The sequence below is a fragment of the Tsukamurella sputi genome (assembly GCF_007858445.1).
In the GTDB taxonomy this organism is placed as follows: Bacteria; Actinomycetota; Actinomycetes; order Mycobacteriales; family Mycobacteriaceae; genus Tsukamurella; species Tsukamurella sputi.
Genome location: NZ_VIGV01000004.1, coordinates 259,788 through 281,983 on the forward strand (window position 1 = coordinate 259,788; position 22,196 = coordinate 281,983).

The 22,196-nt window shown below is 71.7% G+C and carries 18 protein-coding genes and 1 pseudogene; 13 read left to right on the forward strand and 6 right to left on the reverse strand.

Annotated elements, in window-relative coordinates; genetic code table 11:
- Positions 1 to 142: 142 nt before the first annotated feature.
- Positions 143 to 4,096 (forward strand): annotated as a pseudogene (gene eccCa / locus FK268_RS14175) (type VII secretion protein EccCa); the annotation flags it as partial.
- On the opposite strand, the gene FK268_RS25325 reads toward eccCa, so the two are convergent.
- The 3 genes from FK268_RS25325 to FK268_RS14190 are packed head-to-tail and all read right to left on the reverse strand — an operon-like array spanning position 4,085 to position 7,686.
- Positions 4,085 to 4,885 carry an LLM class flavin-dependent oxidoreductase gene (locus tag FK268_RS25325; RefSeq protein WP_146435855.1) on the reverse strand — a complete coding sequence of 267 codons (801 nt, stop codon included), beginning with the start codon at positions 4,883 to 4,885 and terminating at the stop codon, positions 4,085 to 4,087. The pseudogene eccCa and the gene FK268_RS25325 overlap by 12 nt on opposite strands.
- Before the next feature lies 1 nt (position 4,886).
- Positions 4,887 to 6,296 carry a hypothetical protein gene (locus FK268_RS14185; protein WP_146435100.1) on the reverse strand — a complete coding sequence of 470 codons (1,410 nt, stop codon included), beginning with the start codon at positions 6,294 to 6,296 and terminating at the stop codon, positions 4,887 to 4,889.
- A 55-nt stretch (positions 6,297 to 6,351) separates the two neighbouring features.
- The gene (locus FK268_RS14190) at positions 6,352 to 7,686 is read right to left on the reverse strand and encodes a hypothetical protein (RefSeq protein ID WP_146435103.1); all 1,335 of its coding nucleotides are present in this window, start codon (positions 7,684 to 7,686) and stop codon (positions 6,352 to 6,354) included.
- A 305-nt stretch (positions 7,687 to 7,991) separates the two neighbouring features.
- Between FK268_RS14190 and rplM the strand changes: the two genes are divergently transcribed.
- The 7 genes from rplM to FK268_RS14235 all read left to right on the forward strand — a co-directional run bounded on the left by rplM (position 7,992) and on the right by FK268_RS14235 (position 13,361).
- Positions 7,992 to 8,441 carry a 50S ribosomal protein L13 gene (gene rplM, locus FK268_RS14195; protein WP_146435106.1) on the forward strand — a complete coding sequence of 150 codons (450 nt, stop codon included), beginning with the start codon at positions 7,992 to 7,994 and terminating at the stop codon, positions 8,439 to 8,441.
- Positions 8,438 to 8,941, forward strand: coding sequence for a 30S ribosomal protein S9 (gene rpsI / locus FK268_RS14200; RefSeq protein ID WP_146435108.1), 504 nt, complete (start codon positions 8,438 to 8,440; stop codon positions 8,939 to 8,941). The genes rplM and rpsI overlap by 4 nt, the downstream gene beginning before the upstream one ends.
- A 94-nt stretch (positions 8,942 to 9,035) precedes the next feature.
- On the forward strand, positions 9,036 to 10,370 hold the full coding sequence (gene glmM / locus FK268_RS14205) for a phosphoglucosamine mutase (RefSeq protein ID WP_146435111.1): 1,335 nt from the start codon (positions 9,036 to 9,038) through the stop codon (positions 10,368 to 10,370).
- Between the two features lie 42 nt (positions 10,371 to 10,412).
- The gene (locus FK268_RS14210; protein ID WP_146435113.1) at positions 10,413 to 11,102 is read left to right on the forward strand and encodes an HAD family hydrolase; all 690 of its coding nucleotides are present in this window, start codon (positions 10,413 to 10,415) and stop codon (positions 11,100 to 11,102) included.
- 73 nt (positions 11,103 to 11,175) lie between these two features.
- A complete protein-coding gene (locus FK268_RS14215; protein WP_146435117.1) occupies positions 11,176 to 11,472 on the forward strand; it encodes a hypothetical protein in 297 nt (98 codons plus the stop codon).
- Between the two features lie 3 nt (positions 11,473 to 11,475).
- On the forward strand, positions 11,476 to 13,170 hold the full coding sequence (locus FK268_RS24770) for a hypothetical protein (protein ID WP_193560285.1): 1,695 nt from the start codon (positions 11,476 to 11,478) through the stop codon (positions 13,168 to 13,170).
- Between the two features lie 8 nt (positions 13,171 to 13,178).
- Positions 13,179 to 13,361: a hypothetical protein gene (locus FK268_RS14235; RefSeq protein ID WP_146435125.1), complete on the forward strand. Its 183-nt coding sequence runs from the start codon at positions 13,179 to 13,181 to the stop codon at positions 13,359 to 13,361.
- A gap of 8 nt (positions 13,362 to 13,369) precedes the next feature.
- On the opposite strand, the gene FK268_RS14240 is transcribed toward FK268_RS14235, so the two are convergent.
- Positions 13,370 to 14,215: a dienelactone hydrolase family protein gene (locus FK268_RS14240; protein WP_231707083.1), complete on the reverse strand. Its 846-nt coding sequence runs from the start codon at positions 14,213 to 14,215 to the stop codon at positions 13,370 to 13,372.
- 95 nt (positions 14,216 to 14,310) lie between these two features.
- Here FK268_RS14240 and FK268_RS14245 point away from each other — a divergent pair, with 95 nt between their 5' ends.
- The 4 genes from FK268_RS14245 to tsaE are packed head-to-tail and all read left to right on the forward strand — an operon-like array spanning position 14,311 to position 18,392.
- Positions 14,311 to 15,717 (forward strand): NAD(P)H-hydrate dehydratase, encoded by a 1,407-nt coding sequence (locus FK268_RS14245; protein WP_146435131.1) that lies wholly within the window; start codon positions 14,311 to 14,313, stop codon positions 15,715 to 15,717.
- A 13-nt stretch (positions 15,718 to 15,730) separates the two neighbouring features.
- The gene (alr, locus tag FK268_RS14250) at positions 15,731 to 16,870 is read left to right on the forward strand and encodes an alanine racemase (RefSeq protein ID WP_146435134.1); all 1,140 of its coding nucleotides are present in this window, start codon (positions 15,731 to 15,733) and stop codon (positions 16,868 to 16,870) included.
- Positions 16,867 to 17,940, forward strand: a complete 1,074-nt coding sequence (locus FK268_RS14255) for an alpha/beta fold hydrolase (RefSeq protein ID WP_146435136.1) — start codon at positions 16,867 to 16,869, stop codon at positions 17,938 to 17,940. The genes alr and FK268_RS14255 overlap by 4 nt, the downstream gene beginning before the upstream one ends.
- Positions 17,937 to 18,392, forward strand: coding sequence for a tRNA (adenosine(37)-N6)-threonylcarbamoyltransferase complex ATPase subunit type 1 TsaE (gene tsaE, locus FK268_RS14260; RefSeq protein WP_146435139.1), 456 nt, complete (start codon positions 17,937 to 17,939; stop codon positions 18,390 to 18,392). The genes FK268_RS14255 and tsaE overlap by 4 nt, the downstream gene beginning before the upstream one ends.
- Before the next feature lie 3 nt (positions 18,393 to 18,395).
- On the opposite strand, the gene FK268_RS14265 is transcribed toward tsaE, so the two are convergent.
- Positions 18,396 to 19,028 carry a 4a-hydroxytetrahydrobiopterin dehydratase gene (locus FK268_RS14265; RefSeq protein WP_146435143.1) on the reverse strand — a complete coding sequence of 211 codons (633 nt, stop codon included), beginning with the start codon at positions 19,026 to 19,028 and terminating at the stop codon, positions 18,396 to 18,398.
- Between the two features lie 91 nt (positions 19,029 to 19,119).
- On the opposite strand from FK268_RS14265, the gene FK268_RS14270 reads away from it, so the two are divergent.
- On the forward strand, positions 19,120 to 21,204 hold the full coding sequence (locus FK268_RS14270; protein WP_158636119.1) for a DUF222 domain-containing protein: 2,085 nt from the start codon (positions 19,120 to 19,122) through the stop codon (positions 21,202 to 21,204).
- A 601-nt stretch (positions 21,205 to 21,805) separates the two neighbouring features.
- Here FK268_RS14270 and FK268_RS14275 read toward each other — a convergent pair.
- On the reverse strand, positions 21,806 to 22,162 hold the full coding sequence (locus tag FK268_RS14275; RefSeq protein WP_146435149.1) for a DUF2834 domain-containing protein: 357 nt from the start codon (positions 22,160 to 22,162) through the stop codon (positions 21,806 to 21,808).
- Positions 22,163 to 22,196: the final 34 nt, after the last annotated feature.

Below are 22,196 nucleotides of genomic sequence, written 5' to 3' on the forward strand. Positions count from 1 at the left end.
AGCGGGGTGATCGGTTCCCGTTCCCGCGAAGTTCGCCGAAACCGTGCCCTCCGCCGCCGTGGCGGTGCACAGTGGTGCCACGACGGCGCGTGGGGGCGTGCCGCATTCCCGGGGGAGGCCGAGGGTGGCTGACACGACCGACGTGGTTTTCGAGCCGGTCACAGAGGGTTTCGCACGCAAGCAGCGACTCGCGCCGCCCCGTACGCCCGGCGGGGAGGTCGCCTTGCAGGCTCCGCCCGAGATCCCTCGCGCCGTGCCCGGCGGCCTGCTGGGCAAGCTGCTGCCCGTGGTCATGGTGGTCGCGGTGATCGGCATGATCGCGCTGATGTTCACCTCGGGCAGCGCCATGATGCAGAGCCCGTTCATGATGATGTTCCCCCTGATGATGCTGATGTCGATGTTCGGCATGTACGGGATGAACAAGCAGGGCAACGGGGCCTCCGCGGCAGAGCTGAACGAGGACCGCAAGGACTATCTGCGCTACCTGGGGCAGATCCGTACCCAGGTGGATCGCACGCGGACCGAGCAGCGCGCCGCCCTCGAATGGATCCACCCGGATCCCGCGGCGCTGCCCGGATGCGTGGGCTCCCGGCGCATGTGGGAGCGGCGCCCCGCCGATCCGGACTTCCTGCACGTGCGCGTGGGCGTGGGCGGCCAACGCCTCGCGACGCGGCTGGTGCCGCCGGAGACCGGGCCGCTGGAGGATCTGGAACCGGTGTCGACGGTGGCTTTGCGCCGGTTCGTGCGGTACGGCGCATCGGTGCCGGGGCTGCCCGTCGCGGTCGCCCTGCGCGGGTTCCCGGCCGTGGGACTGAGCGGTCCGCGCGCGGAGGTCTTCGACACCGCGCGTGCGATGCTGGTGGCGCTCGCCGTGCTGCACGGTCCGGATCACGTACGGATCGTGGCCGCGACGCCCGATGTCGACTCCGCCGAGTGGAGCTGGTTGAAGTGGCTTCCCCACGTGGCGCATCCCGTCGAGTGCGACGGCCTCGGCCCGGTGCGTTCGGTGTACGGATCGGCGGCCGAGCTCGAAGACGCGATCGCCGCCGACCTCTCGGGGCGCGGCGCGTTCGCCCGTTCGGCGCCGGTGGACCCCGCCCGCCCGCACTATGTGATCCTGCTGGACCGCGGTATCGCGGTGACGCCCGGTGGGGTCCTCGACGCGGCCGTGGGGATCGACGGGGTCACGGTCCTCGACCTGTCGCCCGAGCCGGACTCCCTCGCCGCGCGCAGCGGCCTGCACCTGGTGATCGACGAGTCGCGGCGGCTCGGCGCGCGCAGCGCGGCCGGCGTGGAGTACTTCGCGCAGCCGGACGCGGTGACCGCGGGCGCCGCACAGGTCACCGCCCGCCGGATCGGCCGGTTCCGTCCGGCGTCCATGGCCGAGCTCCTCGATTTCGACGGGGAGACAGGGCCGGCGGATCCGGGTCTGCCCGCGCTCATCGGGATCGCCGATGCGGCGACCATCACTCCCGAGTCGGTGTGGCGCGAGCGCACCGCCCGCGAACGGCTGCGGGTGCCGATCGGGGTCGGGCCGCGCGGCGAGCCGGTCGAGATCGACCTGAAAGAGGCAGCGGAGAACGGGATGGGGCCCCACGGCCTCTGCATCGGCGCCACCGGTTCCGGCAAGAGCGAGTTCCTGCGCACGCTGGTGCTGTCCATGGTCGCCACGCACCCGCCCGAGGCGCTGAACCTGGTGCTCGTCGACTTCAAGGGCGGCGCCACCTTCCTCGGTCTCGAATCGCTCCATCACGTCGCCGCGGTGATCACGAACCTGGAGGAGGAGATCGCGATGGTCGACCGCATGCGCGACGCGCTCTCCGGCGAGATGAACCGTCGCCAGGAGGTGCTGCGTCGCGCGGGCAACTTCGCCAACGTCGGGGAGTACGAGAAGGCCCGTCATGCCGGCGCTCCACTGGATCCGATGCCCGCCCTGGTCGTGATCGTGGACGAGTTCTCCGAACTGCTCTCGCAGCAGCCGGATTTCGCGGAGCTCTTCGTCGCGATCGGCAGGCTCGGGCGGTCGCTGCACATCCACCTGCTGCTGGCCTCGCAGCGGCTCGAGGAGGGCAAGCTCCGCGGCCTGGATTCGCACCTGTCCTATCGGATCGGATTGAAGACCTTCTCCGCCAGCGAATCCCGCGCCGTGCTGGGAGTCCCGGACGCCTACCATCTGCCGTCGACGCCGGGAGCGGGCTTCCTGAAGTTCGACGCGGACCCGCCGCGGAGGTTCCACGCCTGCTACGTCTCGGGGGAGTACGAGCCGCCGGTCGCGGCCGCATCGGCGGCGCGGCGCAGCGCGGTGGGCAGTGCCACGGTGCGCGAGTACCTCAACGCGCCCGCGCCGATCGAGCGGCGGCGCACGGGGCTTCCCGACGGACTGATGCGGATCCCGGCCCAGCCGGGCGATCCGCACCCCGTCGCGGGTGCCGGGGCCTCGGGCCCGGTGCACGGCGCACCGTCGTTGCTGCAGACGATGGTGGCCCGCCTGGCCGGGCACGGTCTGCCGGCGCACGAGGTGTGGCTCCCGCCGCTCGACGAATCGGCGGCCGTCGGCGAGCTCGCGGAGCATCTGCGCCGCAACGATTCCACGCCCCTGCGGGTCGCCATCGGTGTCGTCGACCGGCCCTACGATCAGCGGCGCGACCTCCTGGTCGTGGATCTCAACGGTGCGCAGGGCAACGTCGCGGTCGTCGGAGGACCGCAGTCCGGCAAGTCGACGGCCCTGCGAACGCTCATCGTCTCGGCGGCGTTCACGCACACGCCGCGGCAGGTCCAGTTCTACGTGCTCGATTTCGGCGGCGGCTCGCTGGCCGCGGTGTCCGGGATTCCGCACGTCGGGTCGGTGGCGGGCCGCCTCGACCCGGATCGGGTGCGCCGCACCGTCGCCGAGGTGACGGGAGTGATCCGCCGGCGCGAGGCCGCTTTCCGGGAGCACGGGGTCGCGTCGATGGCGCAGTACCGCGCCCACCCGGCGGCGGCCACGGATCCGTTCGGCGACGTCTTCCTGGTGATCGACGGTTGGCAGGTTCTGCGCACCGAGTTCGAGACTCTGGAACCGCAGGTCAACGCCGTCGCGGCGCAGGGCCTGTCCTACGGCGTGCACCTGGTGATCTCCGCGTCCCGGTGGGGCGAGGTACGGCCCGCCGTGAAGGACCAGCTGGGTACCAGGATCGAGCTACGGCTCGGCGACCCGATGGATTCGGAGATGGGGCGCCGGGTAGCCGGTTCGGTGCCGGTGGGTCGCCCCGGGCGCGGCATCACCTCCGAGCAGTTGCACATGCTGGTCGCGTTGCCGTGCTGCACGACGGACGACGACCTGCCCGCGGGGCAGGAGGCCGCGGTGGTCGCGCTCGCGGACAAGTACGACGAGCGTGCGCCCGAGGTCCGGATGCTGCCCGATCGGGTGCTCCGCGACCGGATCCCCGTGCGCAGAGACGCGCCGTCCACGCACGTGGTCTTCGGAGTGGGCGAATCCGAACTGGCCGCGGCCACTCTGCAGTTCGAGGCGCAGCCCTTCTTCCTCGTGCTCGGCGACAGCGAATGCGGCAAGACGGAGACGCTGCGGACGATCGTCGCCGGTCTCGTCGCCGGCGGTACCCCGCAGCAGACGAAGATCGTCCTGGTCGACTACCGGCGCACGCTGCTCGGCGTGGTCGACGGGGATCATCTCGCCGGATACGCCTCGTCGGCGGATGCGTTGACGCCCATGGTCACCCACCTGGTGCAGGTGCTCCGACAACGGTGCCCGGGTCCGGATGTGACCCCGCAACAGCTCAAGGAACGCTCCTGGTGGACCGGGCCGGACATCTACCTGATCGTCGACGACTACGACCTGGTCGCCAGTGCAGCGGGGAACCCGCTGGCCCCGCTGCTGGACCTGTTGCCCCAGGCGCGCGACATCGGCCTCAAGGTGGTCATCGCGCGCCGCAGCGGCGGTCTCGCCCGGGGCCTGTACGAGAGCTTCCTCGCCCGCATCCGCCGAACACCACGCCCCGCGGGGTGGCCCCGGGCACGGACCTCAGTTCTGGGCGCATGCCTCCATCATGCGCCCAGACCGTGGGGGACGGGCACCGTCGGCGTGTCACGTGCCGGCCAGGCGCGAGACCACCGGGCGCATCGCGTCGAGGGTGTGCCCGCCGAGCGCGATGAGCGAGAAGCCGTACTGCTCGCGGCGGCGGATCAGGGTCTCGCAGATCTCCTCCGCCGAGCCGTCCACCAGCGCGGGGGAGTCCACCGCACGGAGGGCGTCGAGGTCGGTGCCGACGAAGGCGCTCACATAGTCGGGCGCGATGCCGTTCACCGCGAAGATCGAGCACGCCAGCTCCACCCGGTCCCGCAGCGGCGCGGTGAGTTCCGCGAGGCGCTCCGCCGTGGTGGTGGGGGCCGTCGCCACGGCCACCGTGTCCGCCCGCTCCCGCGCCACCGCAAGGGCCTTCGGGCCGCCGGCGGCCATCAGCACCGGGGTGTGGCCGGCACCGTCGAGCGCGGCCAGCGCGTCGAGGGTGTCCACCACCCGTGCCAGGCGCTCGGCGCCCGTCCCGTAGGGCACGCCGAGCGCGGCGGCGTCGGCGGCCACGGCGGGCCTGCCCGTGCCGATGCCGAACCGGAACCGGCCACCGCTGATCGTCGCGAGCGAATGCGCCTGCCACGCCGCGTGCTTCGGGTCGTGCAGGGGAGAGGCGACCACGTAGTTCGCTACCTCCAGTGTCGACGTCGCACCCAACGCCACCGCGGCCGACGTGAAACCGTCGGGCAGCGGATAGTTCTCGGGCAGCGCGAGCACGTCGAAACCGTCGGACTCGACCGACCGGGCGTAGCTCGCCCAGTCGCCGAGCTGCGGCACCGGCAGCGCGGTCACCGCGAATCGGAAGGGCCTGGTCATGTCATGAACCTCCTTGTTCCGGACTGGTGGCGCCGGGATCGTCGGGCTGGACGAACCGGAAGTGCGAGCGCTCCCGCTCCATGAAACGCCGCTCGTAGACACCGTCGAAGCTCTTGCCGCGCAGGGTGCCGGTCAGGTGCAGCCGATCGCCCTCCAGTCGCGCTGTCACCCGGAGGGGAGCGTCCTCCTCCCGCTTGCGCAGCTCGAGGACGTCGCCGTCGAGATCGAGCCGCCATGCCGTGGTGTAGCCGGAGGGCTCCTGCGTCACGACGCTGTCGTACTGCTCACCCAGCGCCGCGATGGTCGTGTTCGAGGTGCTGCCGCGCAGAGTGATCGCGACGTTCGACCACGGCGCGGGGTCGCGCTGCGTCAGGCCCGCCGGCGCACCGTCGATCGAGAAGGACGTGGCCCGCCAGACACCGTCGAGATCGGAGCGCGGCGTGTGGATGACGTAGGTCATCAGCACGCCCTGCGCCGCGATCAGGACGAACATCAGACCCGCCACCGAGAACTTCACGGCCTGGCCAGTGATCCGCGACCACGCGGGACCGGCGCCGGCCACGGGGAGCGGCGTCACCGGAGTCGGCGCGGGGCGGTTGAAGACGACGCGCAGGAGGTTCGGCGCCGCCGGGAGGGTGAGTGCGACGGCGACGATCAGCAGCTCGCCCGCCACGAGCTTCACCGGGACGTCGTAGAACAGGTTGAGCAGGAAGACCTGCCCCATGGCCACGATCGCGATCAGCGCGCCCAGCAGTGTCGTCCGGCGCCACAGCAGGAGGATGCCGGCAGTCAGCTCGATCAGGCCGGTGATCACCATGTAGGGGATCGACGCGCCCATGAAGCCCCACAGCGTGGTGAACATGCTCGTGTCGCCGGTGAGCTGCAACTGGTGCGAGGGCAGGATCATGAACCCCATCTGCGTGGGGATCGCCTTCGCGAGGCCGTAGATGATCATCGAGATCGCCAGCACGAACCGCGCCAGCACGCCCAACAGCCCCAGCAGCGAGCGGTAGTTCGGCCGGTTCCGATCGAGCGCCGTCCAGACCGCCACGATCACCAGTCCGACGACGATCCACCCGAGGTGCATGCACCACTGCCACATGTTGTCGCCGCCCGAGGAGACGACGATGTCGACGCCCTCGCCGCGGCTGATGTAGCTGCCGATCTGCGCGAGCGCCCACCAGATCCCGGTCGACTTCCAGAGCAGCGCGAGACCCGCGTTGCCGTACAGCGACAGCAGCACGATGCCGCCGCCGAGCACGAACAGCAGGCGGAAGGCCAGCTTCTGCGCGCCGGACCACTGCGGCTCGGGCGCCGGGGGCGCCGGCGGGGTCACCGGCCCGGCCGGGCCGAAGGGGCCGGCCGAGCCGACCGGGGCCATCGGGCTCATCGGGCTCTGAGGTGCGCTCATGCCCCGATCGTATGGCTCACTCACGATCACTCCTAGTGACAGATGTAACCGGACATCACGGGAAGTCGAGAGTCGGTGCGTCCTTGTCCGGCGTGGGGTGGGTGAACCGGAGTTCCTCGGACTGGCGCTGCATCGGCCGGCGCGCGTAGTCGGCGGCGATCTCGCGGCCGTCCAGCCGCCCGGTGATCACGAGCCGGTCGGGATCGGGCTGCGTGTACTTCAGCACCGTCTCCGGGGCGGACTTGCGGGGTTTGACGGTGAGCGCGCCGTCGTCGATCGTCAGCAGCCAGGGCGTGACGCGGGCGCTGTTGTCCTGCGTGACGAGGTTGGTGTAGCCGTCGCCGATGAACTCCCAGAATCCGCGGCCGCGGTGCGTGATCGCGATGTTGATCCACGGGTCCTCGGCGACGGTCGCCTCCCTGCCGTCCACTCGGAAGGAGGTGGCGTGCCACACCCCGTCGAGCGTGGTGCGCGGCTGCTTCAGGGCGAACTGGGAGGACACGCCCATGAAGGTCCCGAGGGCCGTGGTGACGATGAGGATCAGCGCGGCCACCGTGATGCTTGTGCGGCGCAGCCAGGCGCGGTCGGCGCCCGCCGCGCGCCAGATCCGGGGCGCGGGGCCCGCGGCGCGGCCGAAGCCCACGCGGATCAGGTTGATCCACTGCGGAGCGAGCAGGGTGAGCGCGATCAGCAGGAACTCGAAGCAGAGCCACTTCACCGGCACGTTGTAGAAGGTGTCCATGAGCACCACTTGCACCATCGAGATGATCGAGCCGAGGGCGCCGAGGATCCACGTGCGCCGGGAGAGCAGGAACAGTCCCGAGATCAGCTCGACGAGGCCGGTCGCGATGGAGTAGCCGTCCGAGGCGCCCATGAAGCCCCACAGCATGTTCATCCGGCTGATGTCGCCCGCCGGCTGCAAGGCGTAGGTGGGGAGCTGCATGAACACGAACTGGGACGGGATCGCCTTGCCGAGGCCGTAGAAGATCATGCCGGAGGCCAGCGCGATCCGGCCCACCTGCCACAGCAGGCCGCCCAGGGCGCGGTAGTCGGTGGCGCGCCGGTCGAGCAGCGTCCACACCACGGTGATCACCACGGCCGTCGCGGCCCAGCCCGCGTGGTACTGCCAGATCGCGACCGAATCCCCGGAGCTGGTGTCGACGATCGCCTGGTACTCGGTGCCGGTGACCAGGGCGCCGAGCCGCCCGAAGACGCCCTGCACGGGCGCGAGCACGACGTGCAGGAGCAGGCTGCCGAAGACGGAGAGGATCGTCAGGCCGCCACCGAGGGTGAACAGCAGGCGGAAGCCGATGAGCTGGGCGGTGGTCCAGCGCGGGGGCGGGGTCTCGGAGGCCGTCGCCGCGGGCGTCTCCACAGTCGGGGTCGTCATGAACGGAACGGTATTTCCCGACGGTGCGCGAGCACATCGGGGAAGACCCGGGACCGCACCCTGAACCCGCACCTGGGGTGCGTGCGCCGTGCTTCCGGGAGCCGCCCCGCCGAGCGGGGGCGAGCGCACCGTCGGCGACGTTTTGACCTGCTGGTGGGCACCCGCGTACTCTGGTGCGCTGGTGTGTGGCGCCGCGCTGCCCTTTCGGGGGTGACGCGGAGTCGAGTCCCGGGTCTCCGTTGGTCGCCGGGGGTGCTCTTGCCGCACATGGGACCGGCACCGAACCATCGAGCAGAGGATCTCCTGTGCCTACTTACACCCCGAAGGCGGGTGACGTGACCCGGCAGTGGCACGTCATCGACGCATCCGACGTGGTGCTCGGCCGCCTCGCTGTCGCAGCTGCCAACCTGCTGCGCGGCAAGCACAAGCCGACCTACGCCCCCAACGTGGACAGCGGCGACTACGTCATCATCATCAACGCTGAGAAGGTCGCCCTGTCGGGCGCCAAGCTCACCGACAAGCGGCACTACCGCCACTCGGGTTTCCCGGGCGGCCTGAGCTCGCGCTCGATCGGTGAGGTGCTCGGCTCCAAGAACCCGGAGCGCGTGGTGCAGAAGGCCGTTCTCGGCATGATCCCCAAGAACAAGCTGGGCAGCGCCATCGGCGGCAAGCTGAAGGTCTACGCCGGCCCGAACCACCCCCACACCGCGCAGCAGCCGGTTCCCTACGAGATCAAGCAGGTGGCGCAGCAGTGAGCGACACGATCGAGAACTTCGAGGGCGACGCAGAGGTCGTTCCCAACGAGTACACGTCCGAGACCCCTGAGGCCGCTGCCGAGACCCGTGCCCCCCGCGGCCCCGTGGTCGTCGAGCGTCCCATCCAGACCGTCGGCCGCCGCAAGGAGGCCGTGGTCCGCGTGCGCCTGACCGCCGGCACCGGCAACTTCGTGCTGAACGGCCGCACCATCGAGGATTACTTCCCCAACAAGCTGCACCAGCAGCTGGTGAAGTCCCCGCTGGTCACCGTCGAGCGTCTCGAGTCCTTCGACATCGCCGCCAACCTCACCGGTGGCGGCCCGTCGGGCCAGGCGGGCGCGCTGCGCCTCGCCATCGCCCGCGCGCTGATCGAGGTCTCGCCCGAGGATCGCCCCGCGCTCAAGCGCGCCGGCTTCCTCACGCGTGACCCGCGTGCCGTCGAGCGCAAGAAGTACGGCCTGAAGAAGGCCCGCAAGGCTTCGCAGTACAGCAAGCGCTGATTGCAGTCTTACCGTCCAGGGCAGGTATTCGCATTCGTGCGAGTGCCTGCCCTGGCGCGTTTCTCCACCACTTCTCATCAGTGAGGTTTTCTTCATGGGGCGTCTGTTCGGGACCGACGGTGTGCGCGGCCTGGCCAACAAGGATCTGACCGCCGATCTGGCGCTGCGGCTGTCGGCCGCGGCTGCCGCCGTGCTGGGCGCGCACGATCCGGAAGGCCGTGAACGGCCCTTCGCGGTGGTCGGCTGGGACCCGAGGGCATCGTCGGAGATGCTCTCCGCGGCGGTCTCCGCGGGCCTGACCAGCGCGGGCGTCGACGTGCTGCTCGTCGGCGTGATGCCCACGCCCGCCGTTGCGCACCTGGTGGCCGAGTACGACGCCGCGCTCGGCGTGATGATCTCCGCCTCGCACAACCCCATGCCGGACAACGGCATCAAGTTCTTCGCCCGTGGTGGGCACAAGCTCGAGGATGCGCAGGAGGACGCCATCGAGGCGGCCCTCGACGATCCCGCGCCGCCGCGCCCGACCGGGGCCGCGATCGGCCGCGTCAAGCGCGCCTTCGATGCCGTCGACCGCTACGTCGCGCACCTCGAGTCGGCGGTGCACGTCCCGCTCGCCGGCCTGAAGGTGGTCGTCGACGCGGCCAACGGCGCCGCCTCGACGGTGGCCGCCCGGGCCTACCGCGACGCGGGTGCCGAGGTGATCGCCATCCACGACGCTCCGGACGGGCTCAACATCAACCGCGACTGCGGTTCGACCCACCTCGAGGGCCTGCGCGCGGCGGTGCTCGCGCACGAGGCCGACCTGGGGCTCGGTCACGACGGCGACGCGGACCGCTGCCTCGCCATCGACGCGTCCGGCCGGACCGTCGACGGTGACGCCATCATGGCGATCCTCGCCATCGCGATGGAGGAGGCCGGCGAGCTCACCGATCACACGCTGGTGGCCACGGTGATGAGCAACCTCGGCCTGCACCTCGCGATGAAGGCCGCGGGCATCACGCTGCGAACCGCCGCGGTGGGCGACCGGTACGTGCTCGAGGAACTGCGCACCGGTGGCTACGCGCTGGGCGGTGAGCAGTCCGGTCACATCGTGCTGCCGGCTCTCGGCACGACAGGCGACGGCGTCCTCACCGGCCTGAAGATCATGGAGCGCATGGCGCAGACCGGCTCGTCGCTGGCCGAGCTGGCCTCCGTGCTCACCGTCCTGCCGCAGGTCCTGGTCAACGTCAAGGTCACCGACAAGGCCGCCGCGATGTCCTCGTCGGACCTGGCCGCGGCGTTGGCCGCCGAGGAGGCCGCACTGGGCGGGGCCGGCCGGATACTGCTGCGACCGTCGGGCACGGAGCCGCTGGTCCGCGTCATGGTCGAGGCGCCCACCGAGGAGGTCGCCCGCGGCACTGCGGAGCGGCTGGCCGGTCTCATCTCCTGAAACCATCTGTCGAAACGTTTTCATAACCGGTACGGTGTGGGCATGACCGGTTACGAGGGCGTGCTGTTCGACTTCTCGGGGACGCTGTTCCGGCTCGAGCCGGACCCGGCGTGGTTCGCCGAGCTCACCGACGCCGCGGGGCGCGTCCTCGACGATGCCGCCCAGCGAGAGCTCCTGCACCGGATGACGGTGCCCGTCGGCGAGCCCGTGCCGATGGACGAGCAGGCGCGCCGGACCTGGCATGCGCGGGATCTCTCGTCGGCCGACCATCGCGGCGCCTACCTGCACGTCCTCGAGCACTCCGGCGTCGACGACGCGGACGAGCGCGAGCGGCTCTACGGCGAGTTCTCGAACCCGCTGAACTGGACGATCTACCCCGACACGGCCGCCGTGCTCCGCGCGGTGCGCGACGCCGGCCTCAGGGTCGGCGTGCTCTCGAACATCGGCTACGACATCCGCCCGGCCTTCGAGCGGGAGGGTATCGACGGCCTCGTCGACGAGTTCGTGCTCTCCTTCGAGGTGGGCCACGCCAAGCCGGATCTCGCGGTCTTCCGCGCCGCGACCGCCGCGCTCGGCCTCCCGCCGGAGCGGGTGCTCATGGTCGGTGACAGCGCCGAGGCCGACGGTGCCTCCCGCGCCATCGGGTGCGGTTTCGCGCAGGTCGAACCGCTCCCCGTCGACGCCCGTCCCACCGGATTGCTCGACGCGGTGCGCGCCGCGGGCGTGATCTGAGGGATCCTGCGGGAACCGATCGGCCCGCTGATGCGTCCAATGAATAAGGGGACGTCTGAGCGAGGGGGATCGCATGGGCACAAAGATCGACCCGGCCGCGGTGTCGAAAGCCGGCGGCAGCTATTCGACGGTGGCGGACAACCTCGGCACCATCGCCAGCCGGATCCGCGGATTCACCGCCACGGCCGGTCACTTCGGCCGGGAGTACTCCGCGGAGGGCGCCGCATACGCCGGTGCGATGGAGACCCTGGCGAAAGGCGTCGACGCGTGGCAGCTGGGCGCGCGGGCCTGCGGCACCGGCTTGACCACGTCGGCCTCCGCTCACACGACGACCGACGACAGCGGCGCCGCCGCGGTCAACGGAGTCTGACCCATGGCGGAGCAGACCGTCGATCAGATGCTCGACGGCGGCGCGGCGTGCCTGCAGTACTTCAAGGAGATGCTCGACATCGCGACGTGGCTGTCCCCGCGGGATTGGCCGGACTGGCGTGATGAGATCTGCCGCGCGTACGACAACGAGAAGGGCATCCACCTCGACTCGCTCCGCGGCGACGCGGTCATGCTGCGGGGCCGGGCGACCGCGGCGCGGCAGGCCGTGACGGATCAGGCCGGGGCACGCGCCGGTGTGCAGACCGCGTGGCCCGATAACGCGGGCAGTGCGGCGGTCACCACGCTGAACGCGCATCAGAATCGCAGTGAGCCGGCTGCCACGGTGCTGGAGCGCACCGCGGAGGCGGCGGAGAACGTGCCCGACGCGGTGGTCGGTGCGGTGGCGACCAAGATCGCCGCGCTCAGCGAGTTCACCATGAAGGAGTTCACCATCGGCTGGGGCAGCGGCCTGAAGCTGACGGCGGGGTTGCTCACGATGGGAGCGCTGACCGCCACGGAAGTCAACAACCTCAGAGCTCGGTTCGAGAAGCAATTGGCCGAGGACTTGGCCACCTTCACCCGAGCCTGTACGACGGCGAGCACCACGATCCGCAACGCCTACGCCACAGTGCCGGCGGCCGCGAAGGCCATGGATTCGTCGGCCTTCCCCGCGCCGTCGTTCGGCACGATCACGGGGAGCACCACCGAGGTCCCGGGCGGCGGTAACGGTGGCAAGGGCGGCGGCACCGGGGGCCGTGGCAACGGAGGCGGAGGCAACGGGGGTGGCGGCACCGGTAGCGGCGGTGGTGGGGGATCTCCTACGTCGTCCTCCCCGTCGAGCACCGCCCCGACGTCGGCGAGCCCGACGGCGAGCCCGACGACGACCACGGCGAGCCCCACGAGGACGCCGTCGGGCACGAGCCCGACGACGCCCACGTCGACCAGTCCGTCGGCGACGACCCCGTCGGCCACCACCCCGGCGAGCTCGACCCCCGGTGCGGGTACCGGTACGGGGAAGGACAGCGGAACGTCGTGGCTCTCGCAGCTGTTGCCCAAGATCGCCGAGCAGCTGGGCCTGGGCGAGAAGGACAAGACCGGCGGCGGCAAGGATCAGGACAAGGATTCCGACAAGGACACCTCGAACACCAAGGACGGCAAGGACGCCGACAAGAACACGAAGGGCGAGAAGGTGCTGGGCACCGACGCGCTCGGTCGCACGGTGACCGCGACCCTCAGCCCGGACGGCAAGACGGTCGAGGTCACCGTGAAGAAGCCGGACGGGACGACCGAGAAGGTGACCCTTACGGTCGGCGAGGACGGCAGGCTCACCCCGGTGCAAGCCGAGGAGGGAGCCGGCAAGGAGGGGGCCGGCAAGGAGGGCGCCACGCCCTCGCCGGCCACCGGCGCCACCCCGTCGCCGAACGACACGGGGACCGGTGCCACGCCGGCCTCGCCGTCCTCGGGCCCGACGGGCGCGAACGGCGGAACGACCCCGACGGGTGCGGGTGGGGGAGCGACTCCCTCGGGCGCAGGCGCGACACCGTCCGCCGGGGGCGCCGGACCCACGGCACCGCCCACGGGGCCGGCCACGCCGCCGAAGGTCGGCGGGCAGAACCCCGCCCCTGCGGAGGAGCCGTGTCCGCCCGAGGCGCCCGCGGAGCAGGGCACCGGTGCCGAATTCGCGGTCAGCGGAACGTAGGAGCCACGATGAGCAGTACCGATCCCCATCCGGAGGACCATGCGCGCGCGGTCCGCATCGCTGCGCGGAGGGACCTGTTCGACGAGTTGATGCGGGCCGCGGGTGCCACCCCCGAGCCCGCCGAGATCACCCGGCCGATCCCGGTGATCGCCGGCACGGAGCAGCCGCAGTCCTGGCTCAGCGCCGGCTGAGAGCCGGTTCAGGCCAGGCTGCGGAGGCGCTGCAGGGCGCTGGGCTGCTCGGGCTCGGCGTCGGGATCCCAGACGAAGGAGCTCTCGCCCAGATCGGCGCCGACTTCGGCGAAGGCCTTGTACTCCTTGTCGTCGGCCAACCCGCCCAGCAGATAGCCGGTGAGCAGCGCGCGGACCCTCTTCTGCGTGGTCTTGTCGGAGCCGCCGGCGCCGAGAGCGCCGCGCAAGGAGATGCCCTCCGCGAGCCCGCCGGGTACGGCGTCGGAAACGATCCGCAGCTCCGTCGGCCCCGAGTAGCGCAGCGAGAGGACGCCGGCGTTCGAGGTCATGGAGTGCTCGTCGCCGGGCGCGCCCAGGATCAGTGCGTTCGCGTGCGTCCCGGTCGCGGCCTTCTCGGCCTGCGGCGACGTGGGCGCGGGGAACAGCGCCGCGAGCCACTCGATGCGGGGATCCGCGGCGGCCGCGATGAGCGCCGCACCGGTGCCCCAGCCGTGACCGACCACGGACCGCTTGGCCTTGTTCACCGTGATGGCGCCGTCGCCGAGGCGGACCTCGGTGATCACGTCGAGTGCGGTGCCGAGGTCGATCGCGAGACGCCCGTCCGAGCCCAGGACGCCGCCCTCGGTATCGGGAGCAGCGACCACGAAACCCCAGGACGCGAGGTGTTGCAGAGTCTTGGTGTAGCGCTTCGACGGGGTGAGCCAATCGTGCGAGAACGCCACCGCGGGCAGGTTCGAGCCGCTCTCGGGCGTGTAGATCACGCCGGGCAGCCCCGCGACGCCCAGGTCGCCCTTGAGCACGCGGTGCGGGCCGCGGCGCTGCAACTGCTTCACCAGCTTGTTCGCATCCGTCACGCCGCTCACGTTAGCGGATGACCGCCGTCGCGCGCCGAGGTCGGCCGCTCCGCGACCCCCCACCGAGCGCGCGAGCTCTGCCGTACCGTGGCGGCGTGCGGCACTATCACCATCCCGACTCCGTGCGTACGGCGGAGGCACCGCTCCTCGCGTCCCTGCCCGACGGTGCGCTGATGCGCCGTGCCGCGTACGGCCTCGCGCGCGTCTGCGCGGAGGAGCTCTTCGCCCGCACGGGTGGCACTGCCGGGCGCCGCGTGACCCTCCTCGTCGGCTCGGGTGACAACGGCGGTGACGCGCTCTTCGCGGGGGCTTTTCTGCGCCGGCGCGGCGTGGCCGTCGAGGCGGTGCTGCTGGCCCCCGATCGTGCCCACGCCGCTGGGCTGCGCGCGCTGCGTCGTGCGGGCGGGCGGGTCGTCGGGACACCGACGCGCCCCGACCTGGTGATCGACGGCATCGTCGGGATCAGCGCCCGGGGCGCGCTGCGCCCCGAGGCCGCGGAGCTCGTCGCCGGGATCGCCGCGCCGATCGTCGCCGCCGACACCCCGTCGGGCGTCGACGTACGTACCGGGGTCGTGCACGGCCCCGCGGTGACGGCCGCGGTCACCGTCGCCTTCGGTGCGCTCAAGCCCGTGCACGCGCTGGCCCCCGCCCGGTGCGGCCGGGTCGAGCTGATCGACATCGGTCTGGCGCTCGGCCCCGGCGAGCTCCGCTCCTTCGAGGACGCCGACCTGGCCGCGCTCTGGCCCGTCCCCGGGCCGGCCGACGACAAGTACAGCCTCGGCGTCCTCGGCATCGTCGCCGGTAGCGAGGCCTATCCCGGCGCCGCGGTGCTGGCGACGGGCGCGGCGATCCGCGCGAGCTCGGGCATGGTCCGGTACGCCGGCACCGCCGGCGAGGCCGTCCTCAGCGCCTGGCCCGAGACGGTGGCGAGCGCGGACGTCGCGACTGCGGGGCGGGTGCAGGCGTGGGCGGCCGGTCCGGGCATGGGTGTCGACGGTGCCGCCGCGGACCGTCTGGCCCGCGTCCTGGACCAGGACCTCCCGACGGTGCTCGACGCGGACGCGCTCACCCTGCTGGCCGAGCACCCGGGCCTGCTGGCCGGCCGCACCGCGCCGACGGTGCTCACCCCGCACGCCGGCGAGTTCGCCCGGCTCGCGGGGCCGGTGGGCAACGACCGGGTGGCCGCCGCGAGCGAGGCGGCCCGCGAGTTCGACGCGACGGTGCTGCTCAAGGGGCACGTCACCGTGATCGCGGCCCCGGACGGCGCCGTCGTGGCCGACACCGCGGGCTCGTCCTGGGCGGCCACGCCCGGCTCGGGAGACGTGCTCACGGGCCTCGTGGGCAAGCTCCTCGCCTCCGGTCTCGCGCCCCTCGACGCCGCGGCGTGCGCCGCGCGGGTGCACGGACTCGCGGCCGCCCGCGCCGCCGACGGCGCCCCGACGCACGCATCCGCGATCAGCGCGGCGGTGCCGGGCGTCCTGCGCGACGTGCTGCGCGACTAGGCTGAGCAGCGCCATGAAGACATCGATTCCCGCGTCCGGCCTGGAGCGCCTCACCGCGCAGATCGACCTGGGCGCGGTCGCGCACAACACGCGGATCGTCGCCGACCACGCGCCGAGCGCCGCGGTGATGGCGGTGCTCAAGGCTGACGCCTACGGCCACGGCGCGCTGCCCGTCGCCCGCGCGGTGCTCGCCGGCGGCGCCACCGAGATCGGCGTGACCACCGTCGACGAGGCCGTGGCGCTCCGCGAGGGCGGCGTGACGGTGCCGCTGCTGAGTTGGCTGAGCACGAGCGGGTACGAACGGGCCATCGACGCCGACGTGCGGTTGGGCGTGAGCTCGCCGCGCCAGCTGGCCGCCGTCGTGGCCGCCGCGCGGGCCGTCGGGCGGCCGGCAGTGGTGCACGTCAAGGTCGACACCGGACTCAGCCGCAACGGAGTGTCCGCCGCCGAATGGGTCGCGGTCCGCGACGGCCTCGTCGACGCCGAGCGCGCCGGCCACGTCCAGCTGCAGGGCGTCTTCACCCACCTCGCGCACGGCGACGAGCCCGGGCACCCGTTCCTGGACGTGCAGCGCGACGCGCTCGCCGCCACCGTCGCCGACGCCCGGGCACATGGGCTCGCGCCCACGCAGGTGCACGCCGCGAACTCGGCGGCCGCGCTCACCCGCCCCGATCTGCACTTCGACCTGGTCCGCCCCGGCATCGCTCTCTACGGCGGGATCCCGGTGCCCGGCAGGGACTTCGGGCTGCGGCAGGTGATGACCTTCGCCGCGCCCGTGATCCTGATCAAGCGGATCCGCCGGGGCGACGGCGTCAGCTACGGGCACAGTTGGACAGCGCCCCGCGACACCGTCGTCGGGCTCATCCCCGCGGGGTACGCCGACGGTGTGTGGCGACCGCTGAGCGGCCGGATCGAGGTGGCGATCGGCGGCCGGCGGTTCCCGCAGGTAGGTCGGGTCTGTATGGACCAGAGCGTGATCGACCTCGGCCCCGACGGCGGCGGGGTCTCCGAGGGCGACACCGCGGTCCTCTTCGGAGACGCGCCCGGCGCGGATCGCGCCTCCGACTGGGCGGAGCTACTCGGCACCATCGACTACGAGGTCCTGACCGGCGTGCGTGGGCGCGCCGTCCGGACGTACCCGGGGGAGCAGTGAACGACGAGAACCGTGGCCGCGTCCACATTCCCGAGCACTTTGCGGGGCCCGCGCTGCTGGCGGGCCTCGGCACCGGGGTAGCTGTGGCGGCGCTCACCGGGATCGCCGCCGCCGCACGGGTGCTCGGTGTCCGGGGCGCCGGTGATGATCCGGTGGCTCCGGACGATCTGGTGTTCCGGTCCGACCGCGAATCGATCGTGATGAGCGTCGACGGTGTGCCCCTGCACGTCCGCGAGGTCGGACCGCGCGACGCCCCGGTCACGGTGCTCTTCGTGCACGGCTTCACGCTCCGCACGGGGTCGTGGGTCCTGGTGCGCAACGAACTGCAGGAGCGCTGGGGTGACGACGTGCGGATGGTCTTCCCGGACTGCCGCGGCCACGGCGACTCCGGCTCGTGCACGCCCGAGCAGAGCACCGTCGGTCTGCTGGGGGACGACATCGCCACCGTCATCCGGACCCTGATCCCCACGGGACCTGTGGTGCTGGTCGGGCATTCGATGGGCGGCATGGCGATCTGCGCGCTGGCCACCGGGCACCCCGAATTGATCGGTTCCCGTGTGGTGGGCGCATCGCTGCTGGGTACCGCATCGCACGCCCTCACCGACGTGGGGCTGGCTGCCGCGCTGCGCAATCCGGTGCTCGACGTGGTCCGTGCCGCGATCCGCTTCCTGCCCTCGGTCGTGGGCCGCGGGCGCGAGATCATCACGCCTATCGCGACGCCCTTCATCACCGCGGGCGCCTACGCGCCCGGTGACCGCAGCGCCACGATGACCGAGTTCTCGTCGACCATGAGCCTGTCGGCGCCTCTCGGCACGTACGCGGGTTTCATGCCGGCGCTGGAGGAGTACGACGAGCGGGGCGCTCTCCCCGTGCTGCGCCGCATCGCGACCTCGGTGGTCTGCGGTGATCACGACTGGATGACGCCGCTGCGCAAGTCCAAGGCGCTCGCCGAGGAACTCGACTCGGAGCTCATCGTGCTCGCCGAGACCGGGCACATGCTCATCCTCGAATCCGCACCGCGGGTGGCGCGGGCGATCGCCGATCTCGTGGCGCGGGCGGTGCCCGCGTGAGCGCCGCGCCGCGCGGTGGCGAGCGCGTCCTGCCGGAGGTCGAGGACACCGAGTCGCTCGGCCGGGAACTCGCCGCGCAGCTGGCGGCCGGTGATCTCGTGATCCTCGACGGTCCCCTCGGCGCGGGCAAGACCGCGCTGACTCGGGGGATCGCTGCGGGGCTCGGCGTACTCGGCCGCGTCTCCTCACCCACGTTCATCATCGCCCGCGAGCACCGTCCGGGCCCGTCCGGCGGCCCCGGGCTCGTGCACGTCGACGCCTATCGGCTCGGCGGCCTCGACGAGCTGGACGCGCTCGATCTCGACACCGACCTCGAGGACTGCGTCGTCGTGGTCGAGTGGGGAGAGGGCGTCGCGGAGCGACTCACCGATCGCCACCTCATGATCCGGCTCCGTCGGGCCGAGGGAACCGACGTGCGCACCGTGACCTGGGAGTGGGTCGACGGGGCCTGACCGTCAGGACCGGCCGGTCGCGGTGCAGATGCACGCGTGATTGCCCTGGGCGTCGGCGAGCACCCAGAAGCTCGGGGCATGCGCGTCCGACACCAGGCGTCCTCCGGCCGCGACGGCGGCGTCGATGCGGTCCCGCGCCTCGCGCGGGTCCACCCAGACGTCCAGGTGGAAGCGCTGCCGCGGGGGCTCGTGCGGTTCGGTGCGCTGGAACCACAGGATCGCATCGGCGCCGTGCCGCTGGACCTCGAGACCGCCGTCGTCGTCCTGGACCTCGGCACCGAGCAGCGCGGACCAGAAGGGCGCGATCTCCGCAGCGTCCGCGGTGTCTAGGCCGAGCTCGACGACCGACGATTCACTGGGGTGGGCGCTGACGTCCCGTTCGCGGGCGATCTCCGAGAACCGCGCCGCGAGCCGTCGATCCCGGTCGGTGACGCCGCCGGCGTCGTGGCTGTAGAGCAGCACGTCGACGGTGCCGTACCGCAATGTGAGATCGGGGTGGTGGTTCGCCTCCTCGGCCGCTGACGCGAACGCGGTCACGAGTTCGAGGCCGGCGGTGAAATCACGGGTGCGGAACCGGGTGTGCAGGCCGCGGACGAGCGGCGCCCAGTCGGGGTGGGTTTCGGTGTTCTCGCTCATGACTCCATCGTGCTCCCCTGCACTGACAAGTTCGAGGGTTCTCGTCACCTTCTGCTCTTGCACAATAATCGAACAGGTGTACGATGAAGACATGAACGGGTCCGGCGCTTTGGCGAACCTTCCGGAGGCTCTACTGCCGCCGGAGTTCGTCGAGGGTGTGCCGGGGTCCGCGCAGCTCGGGCCGGCCCTGCTGGAGCAGCGACGGTGCGAGAACCTCGCCTTCTGCCGGACCGTCTCGGCGGTGTATGCGCTGTTCCGCGACCGGTACGGGGAGCGCGAGTCGGCGTTCCTGTCGTCGGATCCGATGGGCGGTGCCGACTTCTACGCGGTGCGGCGGGAGCTGTCGGCGGCGTATGCGGCGGTGAAGGCGGAGATCTCGGTCGCGTTGCGGATCGGGTCGACGGCCACCGAGACGGTGATCGAGCAGGCGGTGGGATTCGTCGAACGGCTCCCGCGGGTGTTCGCGTTGATCGGGCGGGGCGTCCTGTCCCCGCGCGGCGGGATGGAGGCGCTGAGCCGGGCGCGGGCGCTCACCGGCGCGCAGGCACTCGAATTCGACGATCAGCTCGCCGAGCTGCTGGCCGAGGATCCGCTGTCGATCGTCTCGGTGCCGGCGCTGCGCGAGGCGGCGGATCGGCTGGTGCAGGACATTGACCCCGTGGCCGCCGAACGCAGGCGGCGCATGGCGGAGGATGATCGCCGGCTGACGGTCCGGCCCGCCGAGGACGGAATGGCCGCGGCGTACGCGTTGCTGACGGCACACGAGGGGCGCGAGCTCGACGTCCGGGTGGACGGGATCGCCGCGTCGGTCTGCGACGGTGACCCGCGCACGGCGGCGCAGCGCCGAGCGGACGGCTTGATGATGCTGATCCGCGGCTTCGTCACGCTCGGGTGCTGGTGTGAGGACGAGGGGTGCCCTGTACGGGAAGCCCGACCGGCCGGCGACTGCGGAGCCGACGACGAGGGCGCGCGGGTCGTCGTCCGGTACCGCACGCTCATCCACGTGGTGGTCAACGAGAAAACGCTCGCCGATCCGGGCCACACCGGTTCCGGGTTCCTGATGGGCCACGGTCCGGTGACCGCCCAGCACGCCCGCGATCTCGCCGCCCGCGACGACGCTGTGCTCCGCCCGTTCGGCGTCGAACTCCCCGACACGGATGACTCGGGCGCTGCCACGGAAACACCGGCTGCTGCAGACGCGCACCCTGCTAACGATGCTGATGATGCTGCGGCAGTGCACCCTCCTCCTGATGCGGGCGTCGAACGCGAGCACCTTCCTGTGCAGCCCGGTCGGCCTGCGGGATCCGGGCCGCGATCGGCCTGGTTCCGCGCGACGGGCGTCGACGTGGCGCGCCCAGCGCCGTCGGCGGTCCTCGTCGCCGCCCGCTGCTGCCACGCGGGTCCGCCTGTGGTCGACGTCGCGGACTCGGCATCGGCATCGGTTGCGGAAGTCATTCCTTCAGCACATGATTCCGCCCCAGCGGATGCGGAATCACCGACTGAGGTACAGGGGCGAGCTCTGCCTCCGGCGACCCCGGATGCGGACGGCCAGAGCCCCGCTACCGCGCCGTCCGGGCCGGTCGTGAGCCCGCGGGCCTTGGTGATCGCGCAGGGCAGCAGCGGATACCGGTTCTCCGCCGACCTCACCCGCTATCTCGCGTTCGTCTACCCGCGCTGCGTGTTCCCGTTCTGCACCCGGCCTGCGTCCCGCTGTCAGCTCGACCACTCGCGCGAGTACGACCATGACGCTCCCGCCCGGGGCGGCGCGACCAGTGCTGTGAACGGGCAGCCCCTCTGCGTGCCGCACCATCAGCTCAAGACCGCAGGTGTCTGGACCGACGCACGCATGTCCGACGGCCGAATCCTCTGGATCGGCCCCACCGGCCAACGGGTGATCGTCGACCCGAGCCGTACCGTGCGTGCGCTGTTCCCCGACCTTGCCCGCGTCGCGTGGACCGCACCTACCTCCACCCGGATTCGGAAGACGTCACTGCCGAGTGGGCTCACGCGACTCCAACGGGAACACCAGCGCCGCGAGCGTCTCCGCGCGGCGCATCTGCGCGCCCTCGACCGAGAACGTGAGAGCCTCAGCGCCATCGACCATCGCCTTGAAACGGTCCTTACCGGGCGTGACCCCGCGCACCACCCGCCGCCCGACGAGCCGCCTCCCTTCTAGTGGGTCGAGCGGTGCGCGAGGCGCTGTACCAGCGGGCCTTGGCGATCGCCGGCATGACCGCCTGCGGCTGGTTGAGGGAACGAAGGCTGGTTGGTGGGAAGTAGGCGTGCTCACCCTCGACCTCGATGAACCGCGTGCCGCCCGGGTGATCGTCCCCGAAGGCGGCGGCGAGCCTGCGCCTCAGCGTGGGATTGAAGGGCGCGGTCGGCGAGACACGCGCGTGGTCCGACGGATCTTCGCCGCCGCTTGTGTTGGCGTCGCTCCGGGGGGAGGAGGAGGGGTCGATCGGGATCAGTGACCAATAGACCGAAGCCGACGGGCAGCGGCGTAGTGCTGGCCGTTTCAGAGTCGACGTGATCGGCTTGATCAGTACGCGATACCGCAGTAGCGCGAGTAGCGCGAGTAGCGCGGGGAGGGCTGCGGCGGAAGAGTGTCGAAGGCGTCGCAGTTCGTGAGCACCACCCGCCCGACCAGTTCGCGGCAGGTCCCGCGGCAGGCACTGGCAGTTCGCGCCGCCCGTGTCGTCGCCCACGAGCGCGCACCCCCCCGCAGTCCCTGATTCTCGATGAAGTCGGCGGTGCCGGACGGAGGGAGGCGAAACTCACGCGGGCGCTCTTGGCGGTGCGGTCGCCGCGCCGCGGGTGGCCTCTGGGACGGCGCGGGTCTCCCGCAGGTAGAGGTACAGCGGAAGCGAGAGTGACAGCCCGACGAGGCAGGTCGTCGGGATTACGAGCCACCACCGGCGCACGCCCGTGCGCTGCGCGTCCGTCGCCGACCACACCAGGAAGACGGCGATCGAGAGCAACACGTCGGCGGTGAAGCCGGACGCCGCCCCGTTCGGGAACAGACTCGTCAGGAAGAGAGGGGGATCGAGTCCCTCGGCGGCGAAGAACCCGCCGAAGCTGACCCACGGCACCACGGTACTGATGACCATCATGACCAGGTAGAACCACCGCATGGCGCATCCTTCGAGTGGTCGAGGGTTAATGTCG

Coding starts and splice junctions, on each gene's coding strand:
- FK268_RS25325 (WP_146435855.1), bottom strand. CDS start 4,885: ATGACCAGGCCCTTCCGATTCGCGGTGACCGCGCTGCCGGTGCCGCAG.
- FK268_RS14185 (WP_146435100.1), bottom strand. CDS start 6,296: ATGAGCGCACCTCAGAGCCCGATGAGCCCGATGGCCCCGGTCGGCTCG.
- FK268_RS14190 (WP_146435103.1), bottom strand. CDS start 7,686: ATGACGACCCCGACTGTGGAGACGCCCGCGGCGACGGCCTCCGAGACC.
- glmM (WP_146435111.1), top strand. CDS start 9,036: ATGGGGCGTCTGTTCGGGACCGACGGTGTGCGCGGCCTGGCCAACAAG.
- FK268_RS14210 (WP_146435113.1), top strand. CDS start 10,413: ATGACCGGTTACGAGGGCGTGCTGTTCGACTTCTCGGGGACGCTGTTC.
- FK268_RS14215 (WP_146435117.1), top strand. CDS start 11,176: ATGGGCACAAAGATCGACCCGGCCGCGGTGTCGAAAGCCGGCGGCAGC.
- FK268_RS24770 (WP_193560285.1), top strand. CDS start 11,476: ATGGCGGAGCAGACCGTCGATCAGATGCTCGACGGCGGCGCGGCGTGC.
- FK268_RS14235 (WP_146435125.1), top strand. CDS start 13,179: ATGAGCAGTACCGATCCCCATCCGGAGGACCATGCGCGCGCGGTCCGC.
- alr (WP_146435134.1), top strand. CDS start 15,731: ATGAAGACATCGATTCCCGCGTCCGGCCTGGAGCGCCTCACCGCGCAG.
- FK268_RS14265 (WP_146435143.1), bottom strand. CDS start 19,028: ATGAGCGAGAACACCGAAACCCACCCCGACTGGGCGCCGCTCGTCCGC.
- FK268_RS14270 (WP_158636119.1), top strand. CDS start 19,120: ATGAACGGGTCCGGCGCTTTGGCGAACCTTCCGGAGGCTCTACTGCCG.
- FK268_RS14275 (WP_146435149.1), bottom strand. CDS start 22,162: ATGCGGTGGTTCTACCTGGTCATGATGGTCATCAGTACCGTGGTGCCG.